General features: G+C 71.1%; 16 protein-coding genes. 8 read left to right on the top strand and 8 right to left on the bottom strand.

Annotated features, from left to right (window positions below):
- The first annotated feature begins 87 nt into the window (after positions 1 to 87).
- Together ACH4RC_RS03370 and ACH4RC_RS03365 are read left to right on the top strand one after the other, a co-directional pair.
- On the top strand, positions 88 to 1,065 hold the full coding sequence (locus ACH4RC_RS03370; RefSeq protein ID WP_398194501.1) for an acyl-ACP desaturase: 978 nt from the start codon (positions 88 to 90) through the stop codon (positions 1,063 to 1,065).
- Between the two features lie 208 nt (positions 1,066 to 1,273).
- Positions 1,274 to 1,900: a TetR/AcrR family transcriptional regulator gene (locus tag ACH4RC_RS03365; protein ID WP_398194498.1), complete on the top strand. Its 627-nt coding sequence runs from the start codon at positions 1,274 to 1,276 to the stop codon at positions 1,898 to 1,900.
- An 18-nt stretch (positions 1,901 to 1,918) separates the two neighbouring features.
- Here the strand turns inward: ACH4RC_RS03365 and ACH4RC_RS03360 are convergent, their stop codons facing one another.
- The 3 genes from ACH4RC_RS03360 to ACH4RC_RS03350 are packed head-to-tail and all read right to left on the bottom strand — an operon-like array spanning position 1,919 to position 4,385.
- Positions 1,919 to 2,608, bottom strand: coding sequence for a response regulator (locus ACH4RC_RS03360; protein ID WP_398194495.1), 690 nt, complete (start codon positions 2,606 to 2,608; stop codon positions 1,919 to 1,921).
- Complete coding sequence (locus ACH4RC_RS03355) at positions 2,605 to 3,789, bottom strand: sensor histidine kinase (RefSeq protein WP_398194492.1); 1,185 nt, start codon at positions 3,787 to 3,789, stop codon at positions 2,605 to 2,607. The genes ACH4RC_RS03360 and ACH4RC_RS03355 overlap by 4 nt, the downstream gene beginning before the upstream one ends.
- Before the next feature lie 2 nt (positions 3,790 to 3,791).
- Positions 3,792 to 4,385 (bottom strand): hypothetical protein, encoded by a 594-nt coding sequence (locus ACH4RC_RS03350; RefSeq protein WP_398194491.1) that lies wholly within the window; start codon positions 4,383 to 4,385, stop codon positions 3,792 to 3,794.
- A 131-nt stretch (positions 4,386 to 4,516) separates the two neighbouring features.
- Between ACH4RC_RS03350 and ACH4RC_RS03345 the strand changes: the two genes are divergently transcribed.
- Positions 4,517 to 6,994: a hypothetical protein gene (locus ACH4RC_RS03345; RefSeq protein WP_398194488.1), complete on the top strand. Its 2,478-nt coding sequence runs from the start codon at positions 4,517 to 4,519 to the stop codon at positions 6,992 to 6,994.
- A gap of 51 nt (positions 6,995 to 7,045) precedes the next feature.
- Here ACH4RC_RS03345 and ACH4RC_RS03340 read toward each other — a convergent pair whose 3' ends face one another.
- Positions 7,046 to 7,300, bottom strand: coding sequence for a WhiB family transcriptional regulator (locus tag ACH4RC_RS03340; RefSeq protein WP_398194485.1), 255 nt, complete (start codon positions 7,298 to 7,300; stop codon positions 7,046 to 7,048).
- An 84-nt stretch (positions 7,301 to 7,384) separates the two neighbouring features.
- Positions 7,385 to 8,176: a VOC family protein gene (locus ACH4RC_RS03335; RefSeq protein ID WP_398194482.1), complete on the bottom strand. Its 792-nt coding sequence runs from the start codon at positions 8,174 to 8,176 to the stop codon at positions 7,385 to 7,387.
- A gap of 264 nt (positions 8,177 to 8,440) precedes the next feature.
- On the opposite strand from ACH4RC_RS03335, the gene ACH4RC_RS03330 reads away from it, so the two are divergent.
- Entirely contained in the window at positions 8,441 to 9,661 is a 1,221-nt protein-coding gene (locus ACH4RC_RS03330) for a glycoside hydrolase family 64 protein (protein WP_398194480.1), read from the top strand.
- Positions 9,662 to 9,672: 11 nt separating this feature from the next.
- Here ACH4RC_RS03330 and ACH4RC_RS03325 read toward each other — a convergent pair whose 3' ends face one another.
- Both ACH4RC_RS03325 and ACH4RC_RS03320 read right to left on the bottom strand, forming a co-directional pair.
- The gene (locus ACH4RC_RS03325) at positions 9,673 to 11,262 is read right to left on the bottom strand and encodes a GMC family oxidoreductase (RefSeq protein WP_398194477.1); all 1,590 of its coding nucleotides are present in this window, start codon (positions 11,260 to 11,262) and stop codon (positions 9,673 to 9,675) included.
- A 96-nt stretch (positions 11,263 to 11,358) separates the two neighbouring features.
- A complete protein-coding gene (locus ACH4RC_RS03320; protein ID WP_398194474.1) occupies positions 11,359 to 12,381 on the bottom strand; it encodes a multicopper oxidase domain-containing protein in 1,023 nt (340 codons plus the stop codon).
- A 198-nt stretch (positions 12,382 to 12,579) separates the two neighbouring features.
- Here ACH4RC_RS03320 and ACH4RC_RS03315 point away from each other — a divergent pair, with 198 nt between their 5' ends.
- Positions 12,580 to 15,093, top strand: a complete 2,514-nt coding sequence (locus ACH4RC_RS03315; protein ID WP_398194471.1) for a ThuA domain-containing protein — start codon at positions 12,580 to 12,582, stop codon at positions 15,091 to 15,093.
- Between the two features lie 6 nt (positions 15,094 to 15,099).
- Positions 15,100 to 17,319 carry an OmpL47-type beta-barrel domain-containing protein gene (locus ACH4RC_RS03310; RefSeq protein WP_398194468.1) on the top strand — a complete coding sequence of 740 codons (2,220 nt, stop codon included), beginning with the start codon at positions 15,100 to 15,102 and terminating at the stop codon, positions 17,317 to 17,319.
- A 37-nt stretch (positions 17,320 to 17,356) separates the two neighbouring features.
- Here ACH4RC_RS03310 and ligD read toward each other — a convergent pair whose 3' ends face one another.
- Positions 17,357 to 18,388: a non-homologous end-joining DNA ligase gene (gene ligD, locus ACH4RC_RS03305; protein WP_398194466.1), complete on the bottom strand. Its 1,032-nt coding sequence runs from the start codon at positions 18,386 to 18,388 to the stop codon at positions 17,357 to 17,359.
- 92 nt (positions 18,389 to 18,480) lie between these two features.
- Between ligD and ACH4RC_RS03300 the strand changes: the two genes are divergently transcribed.
- Positions 18,481 to 19,542, top strand: coding sequence for an ATP-dependent DNA ligase (locus tag ACH4RC_RS03300; protein ID WP_398194463.1), 1,062 nt, complete (start codon positions 18,481 to 18,483; stop codon positions 19,540 to 19,542).
- A gap of 53 nt (positions 19,543 to 19,595) precedes the next feature.
- Positions 19,596 to 20,525 (top strand): DUF3048 domain-containing protein, encoded by a 930-nt coding sequence (locus ACH4RC_RS03295; protein ID WP_398194461.1) that lies wholly within the window; start codon positions 19,596 to 19,598, stop codon positions 20,523 to 20,525.
- Positions 20,526 to 20,527 lie beyond the last annotated feature (2 nt).

The following is a 20,527-nucleotide window of genomic DNA, read 5'->3' as shown; positions in this document are numbered from 1 at the left end:
CTTTATCGAGCGCTTAACCTACGGCAACGTAACCTACGACACCGTAAGTATTACCGCTCGCTGTACCTCCGTCCCCCAGGAGCCCCCGTGACCGTAGTCTCTCCCCGCCTCGGCTCGTCGACCACATGGACCGACGCCCGCCTTTTGCACGCGCTGGAGGAAGTGGTCGAGAAGGAGCTGAACCGGCACCTGAAGGTCGCCAAGGACTGGATGCCGCACGAGTACGTACCCTGGTCCGACGCCCGTAACTTCCCCGGCTTCTTCGAGGACGGCCAGGCCTGGGAGAAGGAGCAGTCGCAGGTCACGGAGATCGGCCGGACCGCGCTGATCGTGAACCTGCTGACCGAGGACAACCTGCCCAGCTACCACCACGAGATCGCCTCGCTGTTCGGCCGGGACGGCGCCTGGGGCACCTGGGTGCACCGCTGGACGGCGGAGGAGGGCCGGCACGGCATCGTCATGCGCGACTACCTCCTCGCGTCGCGCGCCGTCGACCCGGACAAGCTCGAGAACTTCCGCATGGCGCACATGAGCGAGGGGTTCGAGTCGGACAACCGGCACTCGATGCTGCACTCCGTCGCCTACGTCGCGTTCCAGGAGCTGGCGACCCGCATCTCGCACCGCAACACCGGGCACCAGTCCGGCGACCCGGTCTGCGACCGCATGCTGGCGCGCATCGCCACGGACGAGAACCTGCACATGGTCTTCTACCGGAACCTGCTGAAGGCCGCGTTCGAGATCGCCCCCGACCTGACGATGCGCGCCGTGCGCGACGTCGTCGTGAACTTCCGCATGCCGGGACACGGCATCCCCGGCTTCGAGCGGGCGGCGGCCCAGATGGCGATCGGCGAGGTATACAACCTGCGTATCCACCACGACGACGTGATCCAGCCCGTGCTCCGCTTCCTCAGGATCCTGGAGATCGACGGGCTCGGCCCCGAGGGCGTCCAGGCCCAGGAGGAGCTGGGCCTGTTCATGAACGGGCTCGACAGCGAGGCCGCCAAGTTCGACGAGAAGCTGGCGGCCCGCAAGGCCCGGATCGCCGCGCGGGCGGCCAAGGCCTGACACTCACGAAGCGTGGCCCGGCCGCCTTCCTCAGGTCGCCGGGCCACGCTTCGCGGCCGGTACGTCCGCGTCGGCCTGAGGACCGGTGCGCGTCTCCTCCGTACGGACGAGCACACCGGTCCTTTCACCTTGCCGCACCGCTGACGTCAGTAACGACCGTGATAGCCTCTAACCGAACTGGTGTCCTTGAGGTGAGGCGGTCGCGACCATGGCGGAGACCCGGACCCCGCGCGAGCGGTACCGCGCCCAGGTCCGCACGGAGATCAAGCAGCACGCCTGGGAGCAGATCGCGACAGCGGGCACCTCCGCGCTCTCCCTCAACGCGATCGCCAAGCGGATGGGCCTCAGTGGCCCCGCGCTCTACCGCTACTTCACGGGCCGCGACGAGCTGATCACCGAGCTGATCCGGGACGCGTACCGGAGCCTCGCCGACACGTTCCGCGCGACCGAGACGGATGTCGCCGCTCTCGCGCGGGCGCTGCGCGGCTGGGCCCTCGCCGACCCGCACCGCTACTTCCTGGTCTACGGCACCCCCGTACCCGGGTATCACGCGCCCGACGACATCACCGTCATCGCGTCCGAGATCATGGCGCCGCTGCTCGACGCCTGCGCGGCGCTGACGTACGACGACGCGGCGCCACCCTTCGACGGCCACATCGAGGCGCACCGGCAGTGGGCGGACGGCCATTGCGCGCCGCCCGCCGCCCTGCACCGGGCGCTGTCCGTGTGGACGCGGCTGCACGGCGTCCTGTCGCTGGAGGCCGCGGGACACTTCACGGGCATGGGGTTCGACCCCGGGCTCCTCTTCGAGGCGGAACTGGACAGCCTGCTCTGACGACTGTCCGCAAGGGGCTCAGGCGAGCCCCGCCGCGATCGCGCGGCGCACGGCGTCCGCCCGGTCCCGGATGTCCGCCTTGGCGAAGAGATTGTTGATGTGCGTCTTCACCGTGGCCTCGCTGATGAACAGTTTCTCGGCGATGGCCCGGTTCGGCAGGCCCTGACCGATGAGGGTGAGGACCTCGCGCTCGCGGGGCGTGAGGTCGGCGGGCAGCGGTCCGGGGCCCGGCGCGGCCGGCCGGACCGTCCTGACCGTGGCGAGCAGCCGGTCCTGGACCTCGCGGTCGAGCACGGACTGTCCGGCGGCCGCCGCCCGGACGGCCCGGACGATGTCCTGGCGTCCGGCGTTCTTCGTGAGGTAGCCGCGGGCCCCGGCGCTCAGCGCGGCCAGGATCGACTCGTCGTCGGCGAAGGTGGTCAGCACCACCACCGCGACCTCCGGGTGCTCCTCGCTCAGCCGGCGGGTCGCCTCCGTGCCGTCCATGACCGGCATGCGCAGGTCCATGAGGACGACGTCCACCGGGCCCGCGTCGGCGACCGCGGCAAGCACCTCGGTGCCGTCGGCGGCGGCCGCGACCACCTCGATGCCGTCGGTGAGCCCGAGCACCGCGGCGAGCGGCTCCCGTACGGCGGCCTGGTCGTCGGCGACGACCACCCGCAACCGGCCGTCCCGCACCGCCTGTTCACCCGCTCCGGCTTGGTTCATTCCGGGATCACCGCCTCCACCTGCCACCCGCCCTGGTCCGGTCCCTCGACGACGGGACCTGCCGTGATGGTGCCACCCAACAGGGCGACGCGCTCACGCATACCGATCAGCCCCATGCCGCTGCCGCCCGTGGCAGCGCCCGCGCGGGTGGCGGGCCGGTTGACGACCCGCAGCGTCGTCGACGCGGCGGCGAACGCCAGCTCCACCCGGACCTCGCCGCCCGGCGCGTACCGGGCCGCGTTGGTCAGTGCTTCCTGGGCGATCCGCAGCAGGTTCTGCGTCACGCGCGCGGGCACCTCGCGGACGGTCCCGGTGACGGTGAGCGCGTCGCGGTGGCCGGACGACTCGGCCATCGCGGTCAGGCTCCCGACGAGCGGCAGGGCGTCCTCGCGCAGCGCGTGCACCGTCCACTGCGCCTGTTCCAGGCTCTTCTTGACCATGCTGTGCGCCTTGTCGTTGGCCTCGCGGACCCTGGCCAGGTCCCCGGTGTCGAGGAGCGCGTCGGCGAGTTCCAGCTGCATGTTGATCCCGGCGAGCGAGTGCGCGAGGACGTCGTGCACGTCGCGGGCGATCCGGCTGCGCTCGGTCAGCACGGCGGTACGGGCCTCGGCGCGCGCGGCGCGCTCGGCGGACTCGGCCGCGTCGATCGCCGCCCGGATCGCGCGGTGACGGCTGCGGTTGACGACGCCGATCACGACGGGGACGCCGGTGACGAGCCCGACGACGTACGGCAGTTCGTGGTACCCGGGGCCGAGCCGGAAGAACAGGACGCCGCCGCACAGCAGGCTGCACCCGAGCGCGACGAGCAGGGCGGGCCTGGTCTTCAGGCGGTATCCGGCGTGCCCCGTGAGGAAGAAGGCGAACAGGTAGGCCGTGCCGGTGGCGCCGGCGCCGATGAGCGCGGCGGCCGCGACGACGCCGAGCGACAGCCAGACCAGTGCGAGGCGCGGGGGCACCTTGGTCTCGGGCAGCCGACGGGCGAGCAGGGCCAGGCAGTTGACCACGAAGAGGGCGGCGACCGCGAGGCCCCGGCCGGTGAACCCCATGGGCCGGACGGTCAGGGCCCCGGCGACGATGACCGCGAGGGTCGCGACCCACTGCGTACGGAGGTCATGACCGGGGGGCCGCCACGGGCCCGGCGGATCGGTCTCGGTTGCGGGCACGGCCGCACCATAACGCATGGTCAGCGGGTGTGGTCGAGGACGGGCGCGGGCGCTGCGACGGCCTCGGCGGCCTCCACCGTCCGGCCGCTCACGCTCCGGCTCCGTACGCCCTGACTCCGTACGCCCTGACTCCGTGCACTCCGGCTCCGTACGAAGATCGTGGCGAGGCGCGTGACCACCTCGGTGAGCGCCATCAGGACGAACGCCGCGACCCAGGCCTGGTCACTGGTGATGTGGTGCGTGACGCTGAACCGGCCGACCTCGTCGGCGCCGCCGTGCTCGACCCACAGCTGGAACCCCATCCGGGCGCCCATCCCGAGCACCCACAGGGTCGCCGAGACCGCTCCCGCCTTGATCAGCAGGTGCTCGCCCGAGGGCCGGATGCGGGTGTGGACGCCGCCGGTGATGCCGAGCGCCGCGCCGACCGCCACGAGGGCGCCGATCAGGACGGGGTCGTTGCCCCCGGTGGGGACCGAGTCGAGGTAGGACCAGGCCACGAAGGCCACGATGCCCAGCGGGAGCAGGAAGGACCTGCGGTCCAGGCGGCCTTCGCGGAGCTGGCGGAAGACGATGAGGAGGAGCGCGATGTCGGTGATCCACTCGGTCGTTGTCATGTGCTCAAGCCTGCTGCGGCAAGGGCTCCGACGCCTGGACCCACGGGTGGAACCCCGGGTGGAGATGGCGCCCGTAAGTCCCTAGCCGAGCCGCCTCTGCGGTGCCACGGTGCGGACAGGAGGTGGGCTCCATGGCGCAGACGCACGAGTGGATGTTCTACGAGGTCATGTGGCGCAGCTGGGCCGGGCGCGCTCAGGTGCCGTACCCGGTGCCGTGGTGGGCGCAAGCGGCGATGCGGCGGTGGAGCGACGACTTCGACGCGGGCACGTACGACTCCAAGGAGGCGGCGTTCGCCTCGAACGCGCTGTACCGCTACTGGGGCATGGTCGGGGTCAAGGATCACCGGCAGGAGTCCCTGATCGGGCAGGCCGGTGAGATCGAGCCGGTCTACGACAAGTACTGTCTGTCGTTCTTCCTGTTCGATCCGGCGACGGGCGCGCTGCATCTGCCGCAGCTGACGGACGGCGGGACGGTGGAGCAGCGCATGGAGGCCCCGCATCTGCCGGTCGCCCTGACGCGGTTCCGCACGGCGGACGGGGTCGAGTTCGTGCAGCGCACGTTCGCGGTGCCGGTCGGGGCGCGGCAGCGGGACGCGGTGGTGACACGGCTCACGGTCGGCTCGCCGACGGGGCGGGCGCGCGAGGGCCTGTTGTGCGCGGCGGTCATGCCGGCCGGGCCGAGCGGCTTCCAGCGCCACGACCGCAACGGGCGGAACATCACCGATCGCCGCCTCACGTTCCTGCGGTACCTGCCCGGTGAGCGGCGGGTCGAGACGAACAGCGGCTGGGGCCCGGTCTTCGACACGGCGCCCGACACCTACGGGGTGTACGGGAATCCGGAGTTCAGCACGGACCCGGACGTGTACGTGCGGCACAGCCCGTTCCACGACCTGGTGACGGCCGGGAAGCTGAACGGGGCGGTGGAGGCGCAGGACCAGGTGGCCGGGTTGTGCAGCGCGGTGTTCACCTGGCCGTACCGGGTCGTGGAGGACGAGCTGCTCGAGGTCGACGTGCGGCTGCCCGTCGACCTGTACAGCGGCTCCGACGACCTGGCCGAGCTGCGTGCGACCCCGGCCGACGAACTGGAGGGCGGCAACCGGGACTTCTGGGTGGAGAAGCTGCTGCGCCAGGGCGTGCAGCCCGAACTCCCGCGCCCCGTGGCCCACTTGACGGACCTGTTCCGCCAGACGCGCTCGGAGCTGCTCATCCTCTCCGACCTCGGGGAGATCCATCCGGGCCCGACCGTGTACGACTCGTTCTGGATCCGGGACTCGTCGGTGGAGGCGACGGCGTGCTCGCTCGTCGGCGACTCCGCGCTCGCCGGACATCAGCTGGGCACGCACTATCCGCTGAGGTTCAACCGGGGCGGCGGGCGGATCGGCCCCTGCGCCGAGTACGGGTTCTACGGCGGCCCGCACGAGAAGGACGACCGCGAGTGGGACAGCAACGGGCAGGCCCTGTGGGCGCTCGGCCGCTTCGACCGGACCTCCGGGCGGTCCGCCGCGTTCGGCGCCAAGCTCTACACCCCGTACGTGCTCGACGGCGCGCGCTGGCTGCGGGACAACCGGGACGGTTACGGGCTGCTGCACAGCGGCTGGAGCGCGGAGCACCTCGGGGAGCGGGACAAGCCGCACTACTGGGACGACCTGTGGGGCCTGGCCGGCCTTTACGAGGCCGCGAGGCTCGCGGAGCGGATCGGCGCGCCCGAGGCGGGTGAGCTGTGGGCCGCCTTCGACGACCTGAAGGCGGCCACCGCCGCGTCGATGCGCTGGGTCCTCACCGAGCAGCGGCGGCGCGGCGCCTGGGAGACGTACCTGCCGACGGGCCCCGGCGACGTGGGACGGCTCGACTCGACGATGATCGGCGCGGCGGCGTACTTCCATCCGCTGCGGCTGCACATGGGCAACAAGCTCGGCGACGACATCGATGTGGCCGCCCGCCACACCCTGGACACGATGTACGCGCACTTCGTGACGGGCGGCTTCCGGCACGAAGCGGCGTGGAACGCGTACGGGCCGTATCTGACCATGCAGCTGGCCCACGCCTACCTGCTGGCCGGGAACCCGGGACGCGCTGACGAGCTGCTCGGCTGGGTCGTGGACGCGGCGTTCCCGCACACGCAGGGCCGGGCGGTGGCGCTCGGCGCGTGGAACGAGCAGCACGCCTTCCCGATCGCCTCGGACTTCCAGGAGATCCCGGACCGGCACTGGTACATGGGCGACATCCCGCACGGCTGGGCCGCCGCCGAGTACCTGCTGCTGATCCGCGACATCCTGTTCTTCGAGGCGGACGAGGACCGCGACCCGCATCTCTACATCGCCCCCGGTGTGCGCCCGCACTGGCTGCGGGACGCGCAGCCGGTCGCGGTCGAGAACGCGCCGACGCTGTTCGGGCAGCCCTTCGGCTACCGGCTCACCCACGAGGCGGCGGCGAAACGGGTCCGCGTGCGCATCGGGTCCGCGCCGCAGGGCGTGCGCTTCGTCTACCCGTGCCGCTTCGGTCCGGTGCGCTCCGCCGTCGCCGACGGCCGGAACCTTGACGTCAGCGGCTTCGGCGACGACGTGCACGTGCCCGCGGGGACCCGGGAGTTCACTGTGACCTACTCCTGAGGCGGGCGACGCGCTCCCCAGGCAGCGGGCCCGCCCCGCCGAAGCGGCGGTTCAGGCCCGCGGGGGCGTCCGCCGGAGGTGGTGGCGCTCCTTCTCGGAGAGGCCGCCCCAGACGCCGAAGCGCTCGTCGTGGCTGAGGGCGTACTCCAGGCAGGCGGGGCGGATGTCGCACATCCGGCAGATCAGCTTGGCCTCGCGGACGGAGCTGCCCGGCTCGGGGAAGAAGAAGTCTCCGCCGGTCTGGGCGCACAGGGCCTGCTCCTGCCAGGCGGGAGCCGCGGGTGTGAGGGTCGTGTTCGCGTGCATGGTGGAGAGAGTGCCGCCCGGCGAAAAACGCGGGATCAACGAACGATCAACGCGGCTCGCCGGGCGGCCGGGCATCCGCCCCGACTATGTCTGGTTCGGGTCGCCCTTGATCACCGCGAACGCGCCCCCGTGCGGATCGGTGAGCGTGGCGATCCTGCCCACCCCGGCCACACCGGCCGGCGCGGAGCGTACGGTACCGCCCAGCTTCTGGGCGGTGGCGGCGGCCGCGTCGACGTCCGGCACGTGGATGTACGGCGTCCAGTGGGTGTCCGGCTGCGCCTCACCCGGTTCGGTGTCCAGCGGGGCGATCCCGCCGAACATCCCGTTCTCGTCCGTGCCCGCCGGGCTGACCGTGGTGTACGAGCCGCCCGGGAACTCCACGTCGAACGTGCCCCAGCCGAGGACCGTCGCGTAGAACTCCTTCGCGGCGGGGGCATCGCTGGTGTGCAGCTCCACCCAGTTCAGCCCGCCGTCCTGCGTCACGTGCTCGAAGCCCTTGTGCTGCCGGGGCTGCCACAGGCCGAACGCCCCGCCCGCCGGGTCGGCCAGGATCGCCATGCGGCCCTGGTCGAGGACGTCCATCGGCTGCAGGAAGACGGTCGCGCCCGCCTGCTCGGCGGCCTTGACCGCCGCGTCCGCGTCCGCGGCGCGGAAGTACACCGTCCAGCCCGGGGTGCCCTGGTCGGCGGTGACGGTCATGGCGCCCGCCACCTTCTTCCCGTCGAGCGTGAACATCCCGTACCCACCGGTCTCGGCGCCGCCCGGGCGGAACCGCCAGCCGAAGACGCCGCCGTAGAAGGAGACCGAGGCGTCCAGATCGGGGGTGGCGAGGTCCAGCCAGTTCGGCGCGCCGTTCACGGATTCCGTCGTGATCATGGTGGAGCCCTCCTCGTCGAGGGATTTCTCTTCGTGGACTGCCGAGTCTTGCACCGCCCACTGACAATTCTCCGTGCACGCCGCTGACCAGGCAAGGTACGGACCAATCGGCCGACAGCCACCCGCCTTCACTCCTTGAACGGGATCATGTGAAGGGAGCGCTCCCTGTCATAAGTCTTGACGACCGCATCCCCTCTCGCCACAGTGGGCCTCCCCCACAGTGGGTCTCCCCCATTCGACCCCCCACATCTCAGGAGTGCGATCGTGATATCGCGCAGGATGTTCCTCGCCGGCGCCGGAGCCACCGTGGCCACGGCCGCCGCCTCCCTCACCGTCCCCGCCTGGACCGCGGGCGCCGCGCCCGCCACCTGTGAACTGGCGCTGGTGAACAAGTCGTTGCCCGGCACGGTGCGCGCCTACGTCACCGGCCACGAGCAGTCCACCGGCAACTGGGTGCTGCTGCGCGCCGACGGCAGCGTCTACCGCCCCTCGTCGCCGAGCGCCCCGCAGACCCCGCTGCCCGTGGACTGCGCCATCCCCCTGAACGCGGCGGGCGGCGCCGCGAAGGTGGTGACGCTTCCTCAGATGTTCGGCGCCCGCGTCTACTTCGTCCGCGACAACACGCTCGACTTCTTCCTGAACCCGGGCCCCGGCCTCGTCGAACCGGCCTTCGCGACGCCGACCGACAAGAACTACAACAAGACCTGGTCGTTCTGCGAGTTCACCTTCAACACGCAGCAGCTGTACGCCAACATCAGCTACGTCGACCTCGTGACGGCCCTGCCCATCGGGCTGACCCTGGAGGGCGACGCCACGCACACCGTCGCGCCGCTGCCCGACGGCGCCGTGGACAAGATCGCCGCCGACCTCACCGCGCAGGCCGCCAAGGACGGACAGCCCTGGGACAAGCTCGTCATCAGGGGCGGCGACGGCAAGGTCCTGCGGGTCATCTCCCCGCAGAACCTGATGGCGCCCTACTTCGACCGGCCCGACCAGATGCCGTTCCGCGACGTGTGGAACGGCTACATCGATAAGGTCTGGGACAAGTACCGCTCGACCGACCTCAAGATCGACCTCCAGGGCGGCCGCGGCGTCTTCACCGGCCGGGTCAGCGGCGACACCCTCACCTTCAACGGCGGCCACACCTTCACCAAGCCGTCCTCGAAGGACGTCTTCACCTGCAACCATGGCCCGTTCACCAACAACCCGGCCGACTCCGACGACAAGAAGGCGCTGCTCGCCCGGATCGCCGCCGGATTCAACCGCAGCATCATGCTCACCCACCCCACCCAGCCGAACGGGGCCGGCTCCGGCGACTACTACAGGGACGCCACGACGAACCACTGGTCGCGGGTCGTGCACGCCAACTCCCCGATCGGTTACGCCTTCCCGTACGACGACGTCCGCCCCGACGGCCAGCCGGACGTGTCGGGCGCGGCGAACGACGGGAACCCGCGCCGCTTCACCGTGAGCGTCGGCTCGTAACGCCCGTCATCTCATCCGGCGTCCTCGCGGATCAGGTCGACGGCCTTCTCCGCGAGGGCGACCGTGGGCGCGTGGGTGTGCCCGCGGGTGATGCGCGGCATGACGGAGGCGTCGACGACCCGCAGCGCCTCCGTGCCGCGGACCCGCAGCCGGGGATCGGTGACGGAGCCCGCGTCGGCGCCCATCCGGCAGGTGCCGACGGGGTGGTACAGGGTCTCGGCGCCGCCCCGGACGGCTCGGGCGAGCGCCTCGTCGTCGACGACCCCCGGGTAGGCGGCCATCGGGGCCGAGTGGAAGGACCGCAACGCGTCGTCCGCGAGCAGCTCCTCGGCCTTGCGCACGCCCGCGACGAGCGTCCGCAGATCCTCGCCGCCGGCGTCGGAGAGGTAGCCGGGGTCGATGCGGGGCCGCCCAGTGCGGCCGGCCGGGGTGACGCGGCCGGTGCTGCGCGGCTGGAGCAGGACGACGCCGAGGGTGAGCCCGTGCTCGGTGGGCGGGGTGAGCCCGTGGTTCACGAACGGGACGGGCGCGTACACCAACTCGATGTCGGGCGCGCCGAGTTCTTCCCGGGTCTTGACGAAGGCGACGGCCTCCCCGACGTTCGAGGTGAGGGGTCCACGCCCGCCGAGCAGGAAACGGGCGATGTTGGCCGGGGTGTCCGCGCCGGTCAGGGAGACGGGGCGCGGGCAGCGGACGGTGACCGCGTACGACAGGTGGTCCCGCAGATGCCGCCCCACATCGGGCGACGCGACGCGGGTGTCGATCCCGGCGGCGGCGAGCACGTCCGGATCACCGATTCCGGCCTGCTGCAACAGCTGCGGCGACCCGATGGCACCGGCGGCGAGGACGACCTCCCGGGTGGCGCGCAACGTCCCCGCGGCGACGCCCTCGGCGACGACACCGGAGGCACGGACGCCGTCGAAGTCGATACGTGTGACCCGGGCATCGGTGTAGATGTCGAGATTGGGCCGACGGGTGGCGGGCTTGAGATACCCGTCGGCGGCGCTCCAGCGGCGTCCGCGGTGCTGATTGACGGGCGTCGGGGCGAACCCGCTGTTGTCACCCCGGTTCAACTCGTCGAGCTCGCGCAGTCCTTGAGCGCGGCAGGCGGCGAGGAAGGCGGCGGTGGTGGGGTTGGGCTGCCGCAGCGGCGAGATGTGCAGCGGCCCCTCGGTGCCGTACACGGACCCTTCGCCCCTGGGGCCGCTCCACCGCTCGGCGCGCCGGAAGTACCGCTCGAACGCGTCGTACGCCCACCCGGGCCCGGCGGCCTCGCCCCAGGCGTCGTAGTCGTCGCGGTGCCCGCGCACCCACATCATGGCGTTGAGCGACGAGGACCCACCGAGCGTGCGCCCACGCGGCCAGTACAACTCCCGCCCGTCGAGCCCGGGTTGTCCACTGGTCCGGTAGTCCCAGTCGTACACCGTCCGGAACAGCTTCGGGAACGCGGCCGGAATCCGGATCTCCGTCTTCCGGTCGCGCGGCCCGGCCTCGACGAGCGCGACCCGCACCCCCGGATCCTCGCTCAGCCGCCCGGCCACCACGCACCCGGCGGACCCGGCCCCGACGACGACATAGTCATACGTACGATCCTTGCTCAACTCGACTCCCTCGGCGACGCATCGGCCCGTACAGGTGCAACCGCCCATCTGCACCCACACGCACACTGGCGCACCCATGCGCCGCCGCACAAGGGATCAGTGGTGCGGCGCGTCGTACGCCGGGACCGAGCCGTCCGCCTTCTTCACCAGGAACAAGCCCGCCATCCCCATGTCCGAGTGGCTCTGGACGTGGCAGTGGTACATCCAGGCGCCCGCGCCGACGCCCTCGCCCGCGATGATCTGGAAGCCGAAGGAGTCCGCCGGGCCGCAGATCTTGTTGTCGATGACCTGGGTCGGGTCGTCGGGGCCGGTGAGCATGCCGGTGCGGTTGTCGGCCCAGCGGTGACCGTGCATGTGGAACGTGTGGTAGTACTCGCCGTGCGTGATCATGACGATCTCGACGCGGTCGCCGACCGTCGCCTCGAAGGTGGGCGCCTCGTGCATCCCCTTGTTGTTGATCGTCATGTCGTTGAAGACGATGGTGAACGTCTTGCCCGGGTCGGGCAGGATGTCGCCCTTGCGGCGCACGATCACCGGCCCGTAGAGGCCCTTCCGGATGCCGCCCGTTCCGTGGTCCGTGCCCACCACGTGGTCGTGGTAGTGCCAGTAACCCGCCGAACCCGCGCGCCACGTCCCGTCCTTGCGGCGGCCCGGCGCGTGCGTCCGCCAGGTGTAGGTGCGGCTGCCGCCGGGTTCGACGTGGCTGCGGTTCATCCGCGTACCGTCGCTGGAGATCTCGTAGTCCATGCCGTGCACGTGCAGGCTCGCGTCGACGTCGGTGAGGTTGTGAAGTTCGATGTGCGCGGTGTCGCCCTCGTTCAGCTCGATGAGCGGGCCGGGGACCGACGCCTTGCCCTTCTCGAAGCCGTAGCCGAGCCGGCCGTCCGCGAGCTTCTCCGCGTAGAGGGTGAGGCGGCGGACCTCGCCGCCCGCCGGGGCCGTGCGCGGTGGCGTGTCGGCTCCTGCCGCCGTCGGGGCCGAGGCCGCTATCGACAACGATGTCACGCCCGCCGTCGCCGCCACCGCGCCACCGATCAGCATCCGCCGGCTCAAAGCGCGCCGGTCCTGCTCGTTCGCCCGGTTCGGCTCACTCGTGCCGTTCACTTCGTCGCGGTCCATCGTCACAGCCAACTCCCCACCCTCGTACGGGCTTTTCTGTCGCAGTGAGCGTCGCGCTGAGCACCGTAGCCAGGTGATCTTCGTTTATCCACACTCAGGACAAAGTTTGTGGAATCCCGGTCATACCTATTGGCGAACCGCGCAAAGAGGTCTAGCTTTCACCGCGCTGTCCGTGTCCTATGAGGAGTGGGTGAGCACATGCGGCGGTTACCGCATCAAAAGCCGTTGCCCGTACGGGCGTTCAGAGCGAGCAGAAGCAGACGCGGCCGCCTGTGGGCGGTCGGGATCGCGGCGGGCACGCTGGGCGCCGGGCTGCTGAGCGGCCCCGCCGCCAGCGCGTACCAGGACCCGAGCCCATCGGTGACAACGATGTCCATCAAGTCGCCGCCCGGCGCCGCGTCCCCGCGCGTCCTCGTTTTCTACGGGTCCGCGGCCGGCGGCGACGAGTCGCCCACGGTCGACGCGGGCATCGAGGCGATCGAGAAGATCGGCCGGTCCGGCCCCGCGGGCCAGCAGTTCTCGATCACGGCGACCGACGACGCCTCCGTGTTCACGAACGAGACGAAGCTGGGACGGTTCAACTCGATCGTCTTCCTGACCGGGGGCGGCGACATCCTCGACCCCGATCAGGAAGCCGGGCTGGAGGCCTACATGGAGGCCGGTGGCGGGTTCGTCGGCATCCATGACGCGGCGCGCGCCGAGCCGTACTCGGACTGGTTCACCGGCTTGGTCGGGGCGCGGCCCGCCGCCTCCTCGCCCACCGCCGTGCAGCGCGCGACCGTCGAGGTCGGCGACCGGCAGAACCCGGCGACGAAGAACCTGCCGGTGCAGTGGAAGCGCCCCGACCAGTGGCTGAACTGGGTGGAGAACCCGTCGGGCGACGTGCACACGGTCGCCCGGGTCAACGAGACCACGTACAAGCCGGGCGAGAGCGCGAACGGCGCCGACCACCCCGTCGCGTGGTGCCGTGACTACGACGGCGGGCGCTCCTTCTACACCGGGATGGGCGGCACCGTCGCCTCGTACGACGAGACGGACTTCCGCGACCATCTGCGCGGGGCGCTGCTGTGGACGTCGCGGATCGTGCGCGCCGACTGCAAGGCCGCGATCGACGCGAACTACAAGGCCGAGCGGCTGACCCAGCCCAACCAGGCCGGGCAGAACGACCAGATCGGTGAGCCGCACGGGCTGGTCACCGCGCCGGACGGGCGGATCTTCTACATCGGCCGCGGCGGCGCCGACTCCTCCCGGCCGGTGATCACCGACTGGAACAACCCCGATGTCGGCAAGGGCACCGGGCAGATCCACGTCTACGACCCGAAGACGAAGAAGGTGACCCTTGCCGGGGCGCTGACCGTCTTCGGCAACAAGGGCGGCGGCGACGAGCTCGTCAAGGTCGAGGAGGGGCTGCTCGGCATCGAGCTGGACCCGGAGTTCGAGCAGAACGGGTACGTGTACCTGCACTACACCCCGCACTCGCAGCTCGACCGCGACAAGCAGATGGCCGAGCGCCGGGTCTCCAGGTTCACCTTCGATCCCGTCGGCAACAAGCTGGACATGGGCAGCGAGAAGGTGCTGCTGAAGTGGCCGGTCCAGGTGCACAGTTGCTGTCACGCGGGTGGCGGGATGGCCTGGGACTCCAGGGGCAACCTGTACATCGCGACCGGTGACAACAACTCCTCGCAGTTCAGCGACGGGTACTCGGGCAACAATCCGCAGCCGAACTACAAGGGTGTGTCCTTCGCCGACGCGCGGCGCACGGCCGGCAACACCAACAACCTCAACGGCAAGATCCTGCGCATCCACCCCGAGGCCGACGGCACGTACACCCTGCCGGAGGGGAACCTCTTCACCGGCAAGGAGACCGCCGAGGGCGGCGGCAAGACGCGCGGTGAGATCTATGTGATGGGTGTCCGCAACCCGGCGCGCATATCCGTCGACAAGATGACCGACACGCTGTACGCGGGCTGGGTCGGTCCGGACGCCGGTGAGCCGTCGACGACGTGGGGCCCGGCCAAGTACGACCAGTTCGCCGTCATCACCAAGGCGTCCAACCGCGGCTGGCCGTACTGCATGGGCAACAAGCAGCCCTACCGCGACCGCAACCTGCCGGACCCGACGAAGCCGCTGGGCTGGTACGACTGCGACCACCCGAAGAACGAGTCGCCGAACAACGACGGTCTCGTCAACCTGCCGCCGGTCACCGGCAACAACATCTGGTACTCGCCGCAGGGCGGCGCCCCGGACTTCCCGCGCGACGCGAACGGCGTCCCGTCGTACAAGCAGTCCGAGGCGAAGTACCTGCTCCCCTGGCTCAAGGGCGGCGGCCAGGCCGCCATGGACGGCCCGGTCTACCGCTACGACGCGTCGGTCCCCAACGCGGACAAGTGGCCGAGCTACTGGGACGGCAAGTGGTTCGTCGGTGACTTCTACGACGCCGACCAGCCGCGCCACGCGGTCCTCACCGACCCGAGGACGCACGGGGACGGATCGGTCCCGGTCCACTCCGAGTCCCTGAAGAAGATCATTCCGATCGGCAACGACGGCATCAAGAACCTGATGGACTGGAAGTTCGGTCCCGACGGTGCTCTGTACGTCCTCGACTACGGGCGCGGCTTCTTCACCTCCGACTCCAAGTCGGCGCTGTGGAAGGTGACGTACACCGGCGGCGAGGCGACTCCGGCGGCCGGCCAGCTGGCCGGGAAGGGCTGATCCCTCATGCGAAGCAGACCTCGACTGTTGGCCGGACACCGGTTGCTGACCGCGCTGCTCGCCACCGTGCTCATGTGTCTCGGGCTCGGCGCGCTGCCCGCCGCCACGGCGGCTCCGGCGGCCGGGGCAGCGGCGGACCAGGTGCTGACCTGGACGGCCGGTGACGACATCACGAAGTACGCCTCGGCGCCGCAGACCGCGGTCGCCGGCCAGGCGACGATCGTCTTCGAGAACAGCACGGCGACCGGCAACACGATGGGGATGCCGCACACGCTGACGTTCGACGTGTCGGACCCCGAGTACAACAACGACGTACCGCTCAACATCCTCGCCAACCCCAACGACGACCAGGGCGGCAAGCACACCGCCGAGGTCACCCTCTCCCCCGGCAAGTACCGCTACCACTGCACGATCCCGGGCCACCTCTCCATGCAGGGTGTCCTCGTGGTGACGGACGGCGGCGGCGGTGACGACACGACCGCGCCCGGGACCTCGGCCAAGGCCGAGGGGCAGACCAACGCGGACGGCGCGTTCGTCGGCTCCGCCTCGGTCACCGTGGCCGCGAGCGACGCGGGCTCGGGTGTCGACCGGATCGAGTACGCGCTCGACGGCGGCGCCTACACGCCCTACACGGCGCCCGTCGTCGTGGACCAGGTCGGCGCGCACACCCTGAAGTACAAGGCGACCGACAAGGCGGGCAACGCGTCCGAGGAGAAGTCCCTCGACTTCACCGTGGTCGCCCCGGACACGAACGACACGACGGCGCCGGAGACCTCGGCGACCGTGACCGGTGACAAGGACGCCTCCGGCGCCTACGTCGGCATGGCCACGGTGACGGTCTCCGCCTCGGACACCGGCTCCGGGGTCAACACGGTGGAGTACGCGCTCGGCGCCGCCGGCGCCTGGCAGCCGTACACCGCGCCGGTCATGGTCCACGACCCGGGCACGTACAAGGTGCGCTACCGGGCCACGGACAAGGCCGGCAACCAGGCCGCCGAGAAGTCCGTCGACTTCACGGTCGTGGCGCCGCCCGCGCAGGACACGACCGCGCCGACGGTGTCCCTCTCCGTAGCCGGGGACAAGAACTCCGACGGCGCGTACATCAACAACGCGAAGCTGACCGTGACCGCCACGGACGACGGTTCCGGCGTGGACAAGACCGAGTACTCGCTCGACGGCGGGCCCTACCTCGCCTACACCGCCCCCGTGGTGGTCGACCGGCTCGGCGCGCACTCCGTCTCCTACCGGGCGAGCGACAAGGCCGGGAACGCCTCGCAGGCGCAGCTGTTCGTGTTCGCGGTCGCCTCGGGCGGCGGCGTCCCCGCGCCCAACTGCGCCGAGTTCGACGAGCGGACGACGGTGTTCGTGGGCACGACGGACACGGGCATCCCGAACCGCGTCACCGACAACCGGTGCCGCATCGGCGAGCTGATCGAGGACGAGAAGGACTGGTCGTCGCACGCGCTGTTCGTCAAGCACGTGAAGACGGTCACCGACAGGCTCCTCAAGGCCGGCGCGATCGACCAGCGCGAGTACAACAAGATCAACAAGGCGGCGAAGCAGTCCGGGATCGGCGAGCCGGGCCAGACCGACGGCTACACCAAGATCCTGGACGGCTCGCAGGAGCAGTTCGCCAAGTGGGAGCAGGTCGGCGGCGGCAAGTTCGGCCTGAACGCCGACGGGTCGATCACCAGCAGCACGACGGTGGACGGCATGGGCATGCTCTGGTTCCCGCAGCGCAAGTACGCGAACTACTCGCTGAAGCTCCAGTGGCGCGACGACGCCCCGGGCACGGGCAACGCCAACGGCGGTGTCTTCGTCCGCTTCCCGTGGGTCCACGACCACCCGGAGGAGCCGAGCCCGGAGTGGGTCGCCATCAAGTACGGGCATGAGATCCAGGTCCTCGACCGGCCCGACGGCGACATGTACAAGACCGGTTCGGTCTACGGCTTCGACCGGGTCGGTCTCGCGGGCGCGGGCGTCACCCAGAAGGGCACGTGGAACGATTACGAGGTCAAGGTGGTCGACCAGCACTTCTCGATCTACCGCAACGGTGTGCTGATCAACGAGTTCGACAACAACGGCGGCCAGGTCTTCGAGCCGCCGCGGTCGGACGACCCGGGCACCGACGGCCGGCGCTACTCCTCCGGCTACATCGGTCTCCAGGTGCACAGCACGACGGACGTCGTCTCGTACCGGGACGTCCGCGTGAAGGAACTGCCGTAGTCTCCTCGGTTCCAGCGGGTACGTGAGTCGAGCCGGGTCAGTCCTCGTGTCTGGCCCGGCTCGGCTGTACGCGCTTCGGCTCGCCCGGCATCTTCGGGTACTCGGGCGGGTACGGCAGGTCGCCGTGGCCGCGGTCGTGCTCGTCCTGGCGGGCGAGTTCGAGCAGCGCGTCGAGCGAGTGGTGCTCGTCGTCCATGCCCGCGTGCAGGTCGCCGACCTCGGCGAACCGCTTGGGCATGGTGGTGATGTCGAAGTCGCGCGGCTCGGCGTCGTCCAGCTCGTCCCAGGTCAGCGGGGCGGAGACGGGGGCGTGCGGGCGGGCGCGGACCGAGTAGGCGGAGGCGATGGTGCGGTCCCGTGCCGTCTGGTTGTAGTCCACGAAGATCTTCTCGCCGCGCTCCTCCTTCCACCAGGCGGTGGTGACGGCCTCCGGCATACGGCGTTCCAGTTCCCGGCCGACCGCGATGGCGGCTCGGCGCACCTGGGTGAAGGTCCAGCGCGGCTCGATCGGCACGAAGACGTGCAGGCCGCGCCCGCCGGAGGTCTTGGGCCAGCCGTGCAGCCCGCCGAACTCGTCGAGGACGGAGCGGAGTTCATGGGCGGCACGCACCGCGTCGGCGTAGTCGGTGCCCGGCTGCGGGTCGAGGTCGATGCGGAGTTCGTCGGGGTGGTCGAGGTCGCCGCGCCGCACCGGCCACGGGTGGAAGGTGAGGGTGCCGTACTGGGCGGCCCAGAGCACGGCGCCGACCTCGGTGGGGCACATCTCGGCGGCGGTCCGCCCGGAGGGGAAGGCGATGGTGGCGGTCGGCGTCCAGTCGGGCATGTTCTTCGGCGCCCGCTTCTGGTAGAAGAACTCGCCGGTGACGCCTTCCGGGTAGCGCTCCAGGGTGGTGGGCCGGTCGCGCAGGGCGCGCAGGATGCCGTCGCCGACGGACAGGAAGTACTGCGCGACGTCCAGCTTCGTGTACCCCGACGAGCCACCCTCGGGGAAGTACACTTTGTCGGGGCTGGACAGCCGCACCGTCCGCCCGCCCGCTTCCAGCTCCACTGCCGCGCCCTTGCTGCCCATGGACCCACGCTAGGCGGCAGGCACGTACACCGCATACCGGGCTGTACTCGCTCATATAGCAGCAGGCGGTCATACGGGACAGAATCGGCGGCATGGAGCTTCCCGTCATGCCACCGGTCCGGCCCATGCTCGCCAGATCCGCCGCCGAGCTGCCCGCCGGGATGCACTACGAGGCGAAGTGGGACGGCTTCCGGGCGATCGTCTTCCGCGACGGCCCGGAGATCGAGCTGGCCAGCCGCTCCACCAAGTCGCTGACCAGGTACTTTCCCGAGCTGGTGGCGGCGCTCGCGGAGCGGCTCCCGGAGCGTTGCGTGCTGGACGGGGAGATCGTCGTCGCCCGGGACGGGCGGCTCGACTTCGACGCGCTCAGCGAGCGGATCCACCCGGCGGCCTCCCGCGTGAGGACCCTCTCCGAGCGCACCCCGGCGTCCTTCGTGGCCTTCGACGCCCTCGCCCTCGGCGACGAGTCCTTGCTCGACGCCCCGCTGACCGAGCGCAGGCGGCGCCTGGAGGAGGCCCTCGCGGACGCGTCCGCCCCGCTGCACATCGCGCCCGCGACGACCGACGCCGAACTCGCCGGGCGCTGGTTCGACCAGTTCGAGGGCGCGGGGCTCGACGGCATCGTGGCCAAGCCCCTCGGCCTGCGCTACCGGCCGGACGAACGCGCCATGATCAAGGTCAAGCACGAGCGGACGGCGGACTGCGTCGTCGCCGGGTACCGCTTCCACAAGAGCGGCCCGGTCGTCGGCTCCCTGCTCCTCGGCCTCTACGACGACGCGGGCACGCTGCAGCACGTCGGGGTCTGCGCCGCGTTCACGATGAAGCGCCGCACGGAGCTGATCGCCGAGCTGGAGCCGCTGCGCCTGGACTCCGCCGCCGGTCACCCCTGGGCGGCGTGGACGCAGGGCGCGGCGCACGAGGCGTCCCGGATGCCGGGGGCGCCGAGCCGCTGGACCGGCAAGAAGGACATGTCGTGGGTGGCGCTGCGCCCCGAGCGGGTCGCCGAGGTGGCGTACGACCACATGGAGAACGGGACGCGGTTCCGGCACACCGCCCGCTTCAGGCGCTGGCGCCCGGACCGGACCGCCGAGAGCTGCACGTACGCGCAGCTGGCGGAGCCGGTGAAGTTCGACCTGGCGGACGTCCTGCGCTGACCTTGGCCGGATCTCAGGACTTGCGGCGGCCCCGGCGCGGGTATGCAGGGGCCGTGGACGCGAACAGACTGGCGAGGCGCGGCTTCGTCGCAGGTGCGCTCGGCGTGGTCGTGGCGGCGTGCAAGCCCGTGACGCCGCCCGACGGGAACGGTCCCTCCGCGGCGCGCGACTCCCCGCTCCTCGCCGTGAAGATCGACAACGTGGGCGCGGCCCGCCCGCAGACCGGCGTCGAGGACGCCGACATCGTGTACGCGGAGCAGGTCGAGGGCGGCCTGAGCCGGCTGATGGCGGTGTTCGGCTCGACCCTCCCCGCCGTGGTCGGCCCGGTGCGCAGCGCCCGCGAGACCGACCTGGAGCTGCTTCGCCAGTTCGGCGACCCGACGCTCGCCTACTCGGGCGCGCAGGGCAGGCTGCAGCCGTTGATCGACGCGGCGCCGCTGCGGGCGATGCCGCCGGGCGCGGGCGGTGGCGCGTACTTCCGGGGCAGCGGGAAGCCGGCCCCGCACAACCTCTTCCTGCGCCCGGCGAAGCTCGGCCGGCTCGCGACGGGGACCAACGCGGGGGACGCGGCGGGTTTCCGGTTCGCGGCGCGGCTGCCCGAGGGCGGGCGCGCCGAGACGGTGCGGACGGTGCGCTTCCCCTCGGCCCGGTTCACCTTCACTTGGTCGGCGGCGCGGCGGCGCTGGCTGGTGGGCATGGACGGGCGTGCGGCGGTGACGGCGGGCGGGACACGGCTCGCGGCGGCGACGGTCGTCGTGCAGTACGTCGACGTGCAGGACTCCCGCTTCCACGACAGGTTCGGCAGTACGTCCCCGCTGTCGCGCACCGTCGGCTCGGGGCGGGCGGTCGTGCTGCGGGACGGACGGGCGTACGACGCGCGCTGGCAGCGGCCGACGGCGACGGACTCCACGGCGTTCACGGTGGACGGGCGGCCGCTGGCGTTCGCGCCGGGGCAGGTGTGGGTCGTGTTCGCGAAGAGGTAGAC

The sequence above is a fragment of the Streptomyces sp. NPDC016845 genome (assembly GCF_044332585.1).
Taxonomy (GTDB): domain Bacteria; phylum Actinomycetota; class Actinomycetes; order Streptomycetales; family Streptomycetaceae; genus Streptomyces.
The sequence above is the reverse complement of the archived record's forward strand: the minus strand, read 5'-3'. Positions and strand labels throughout refer to the sequence as shown.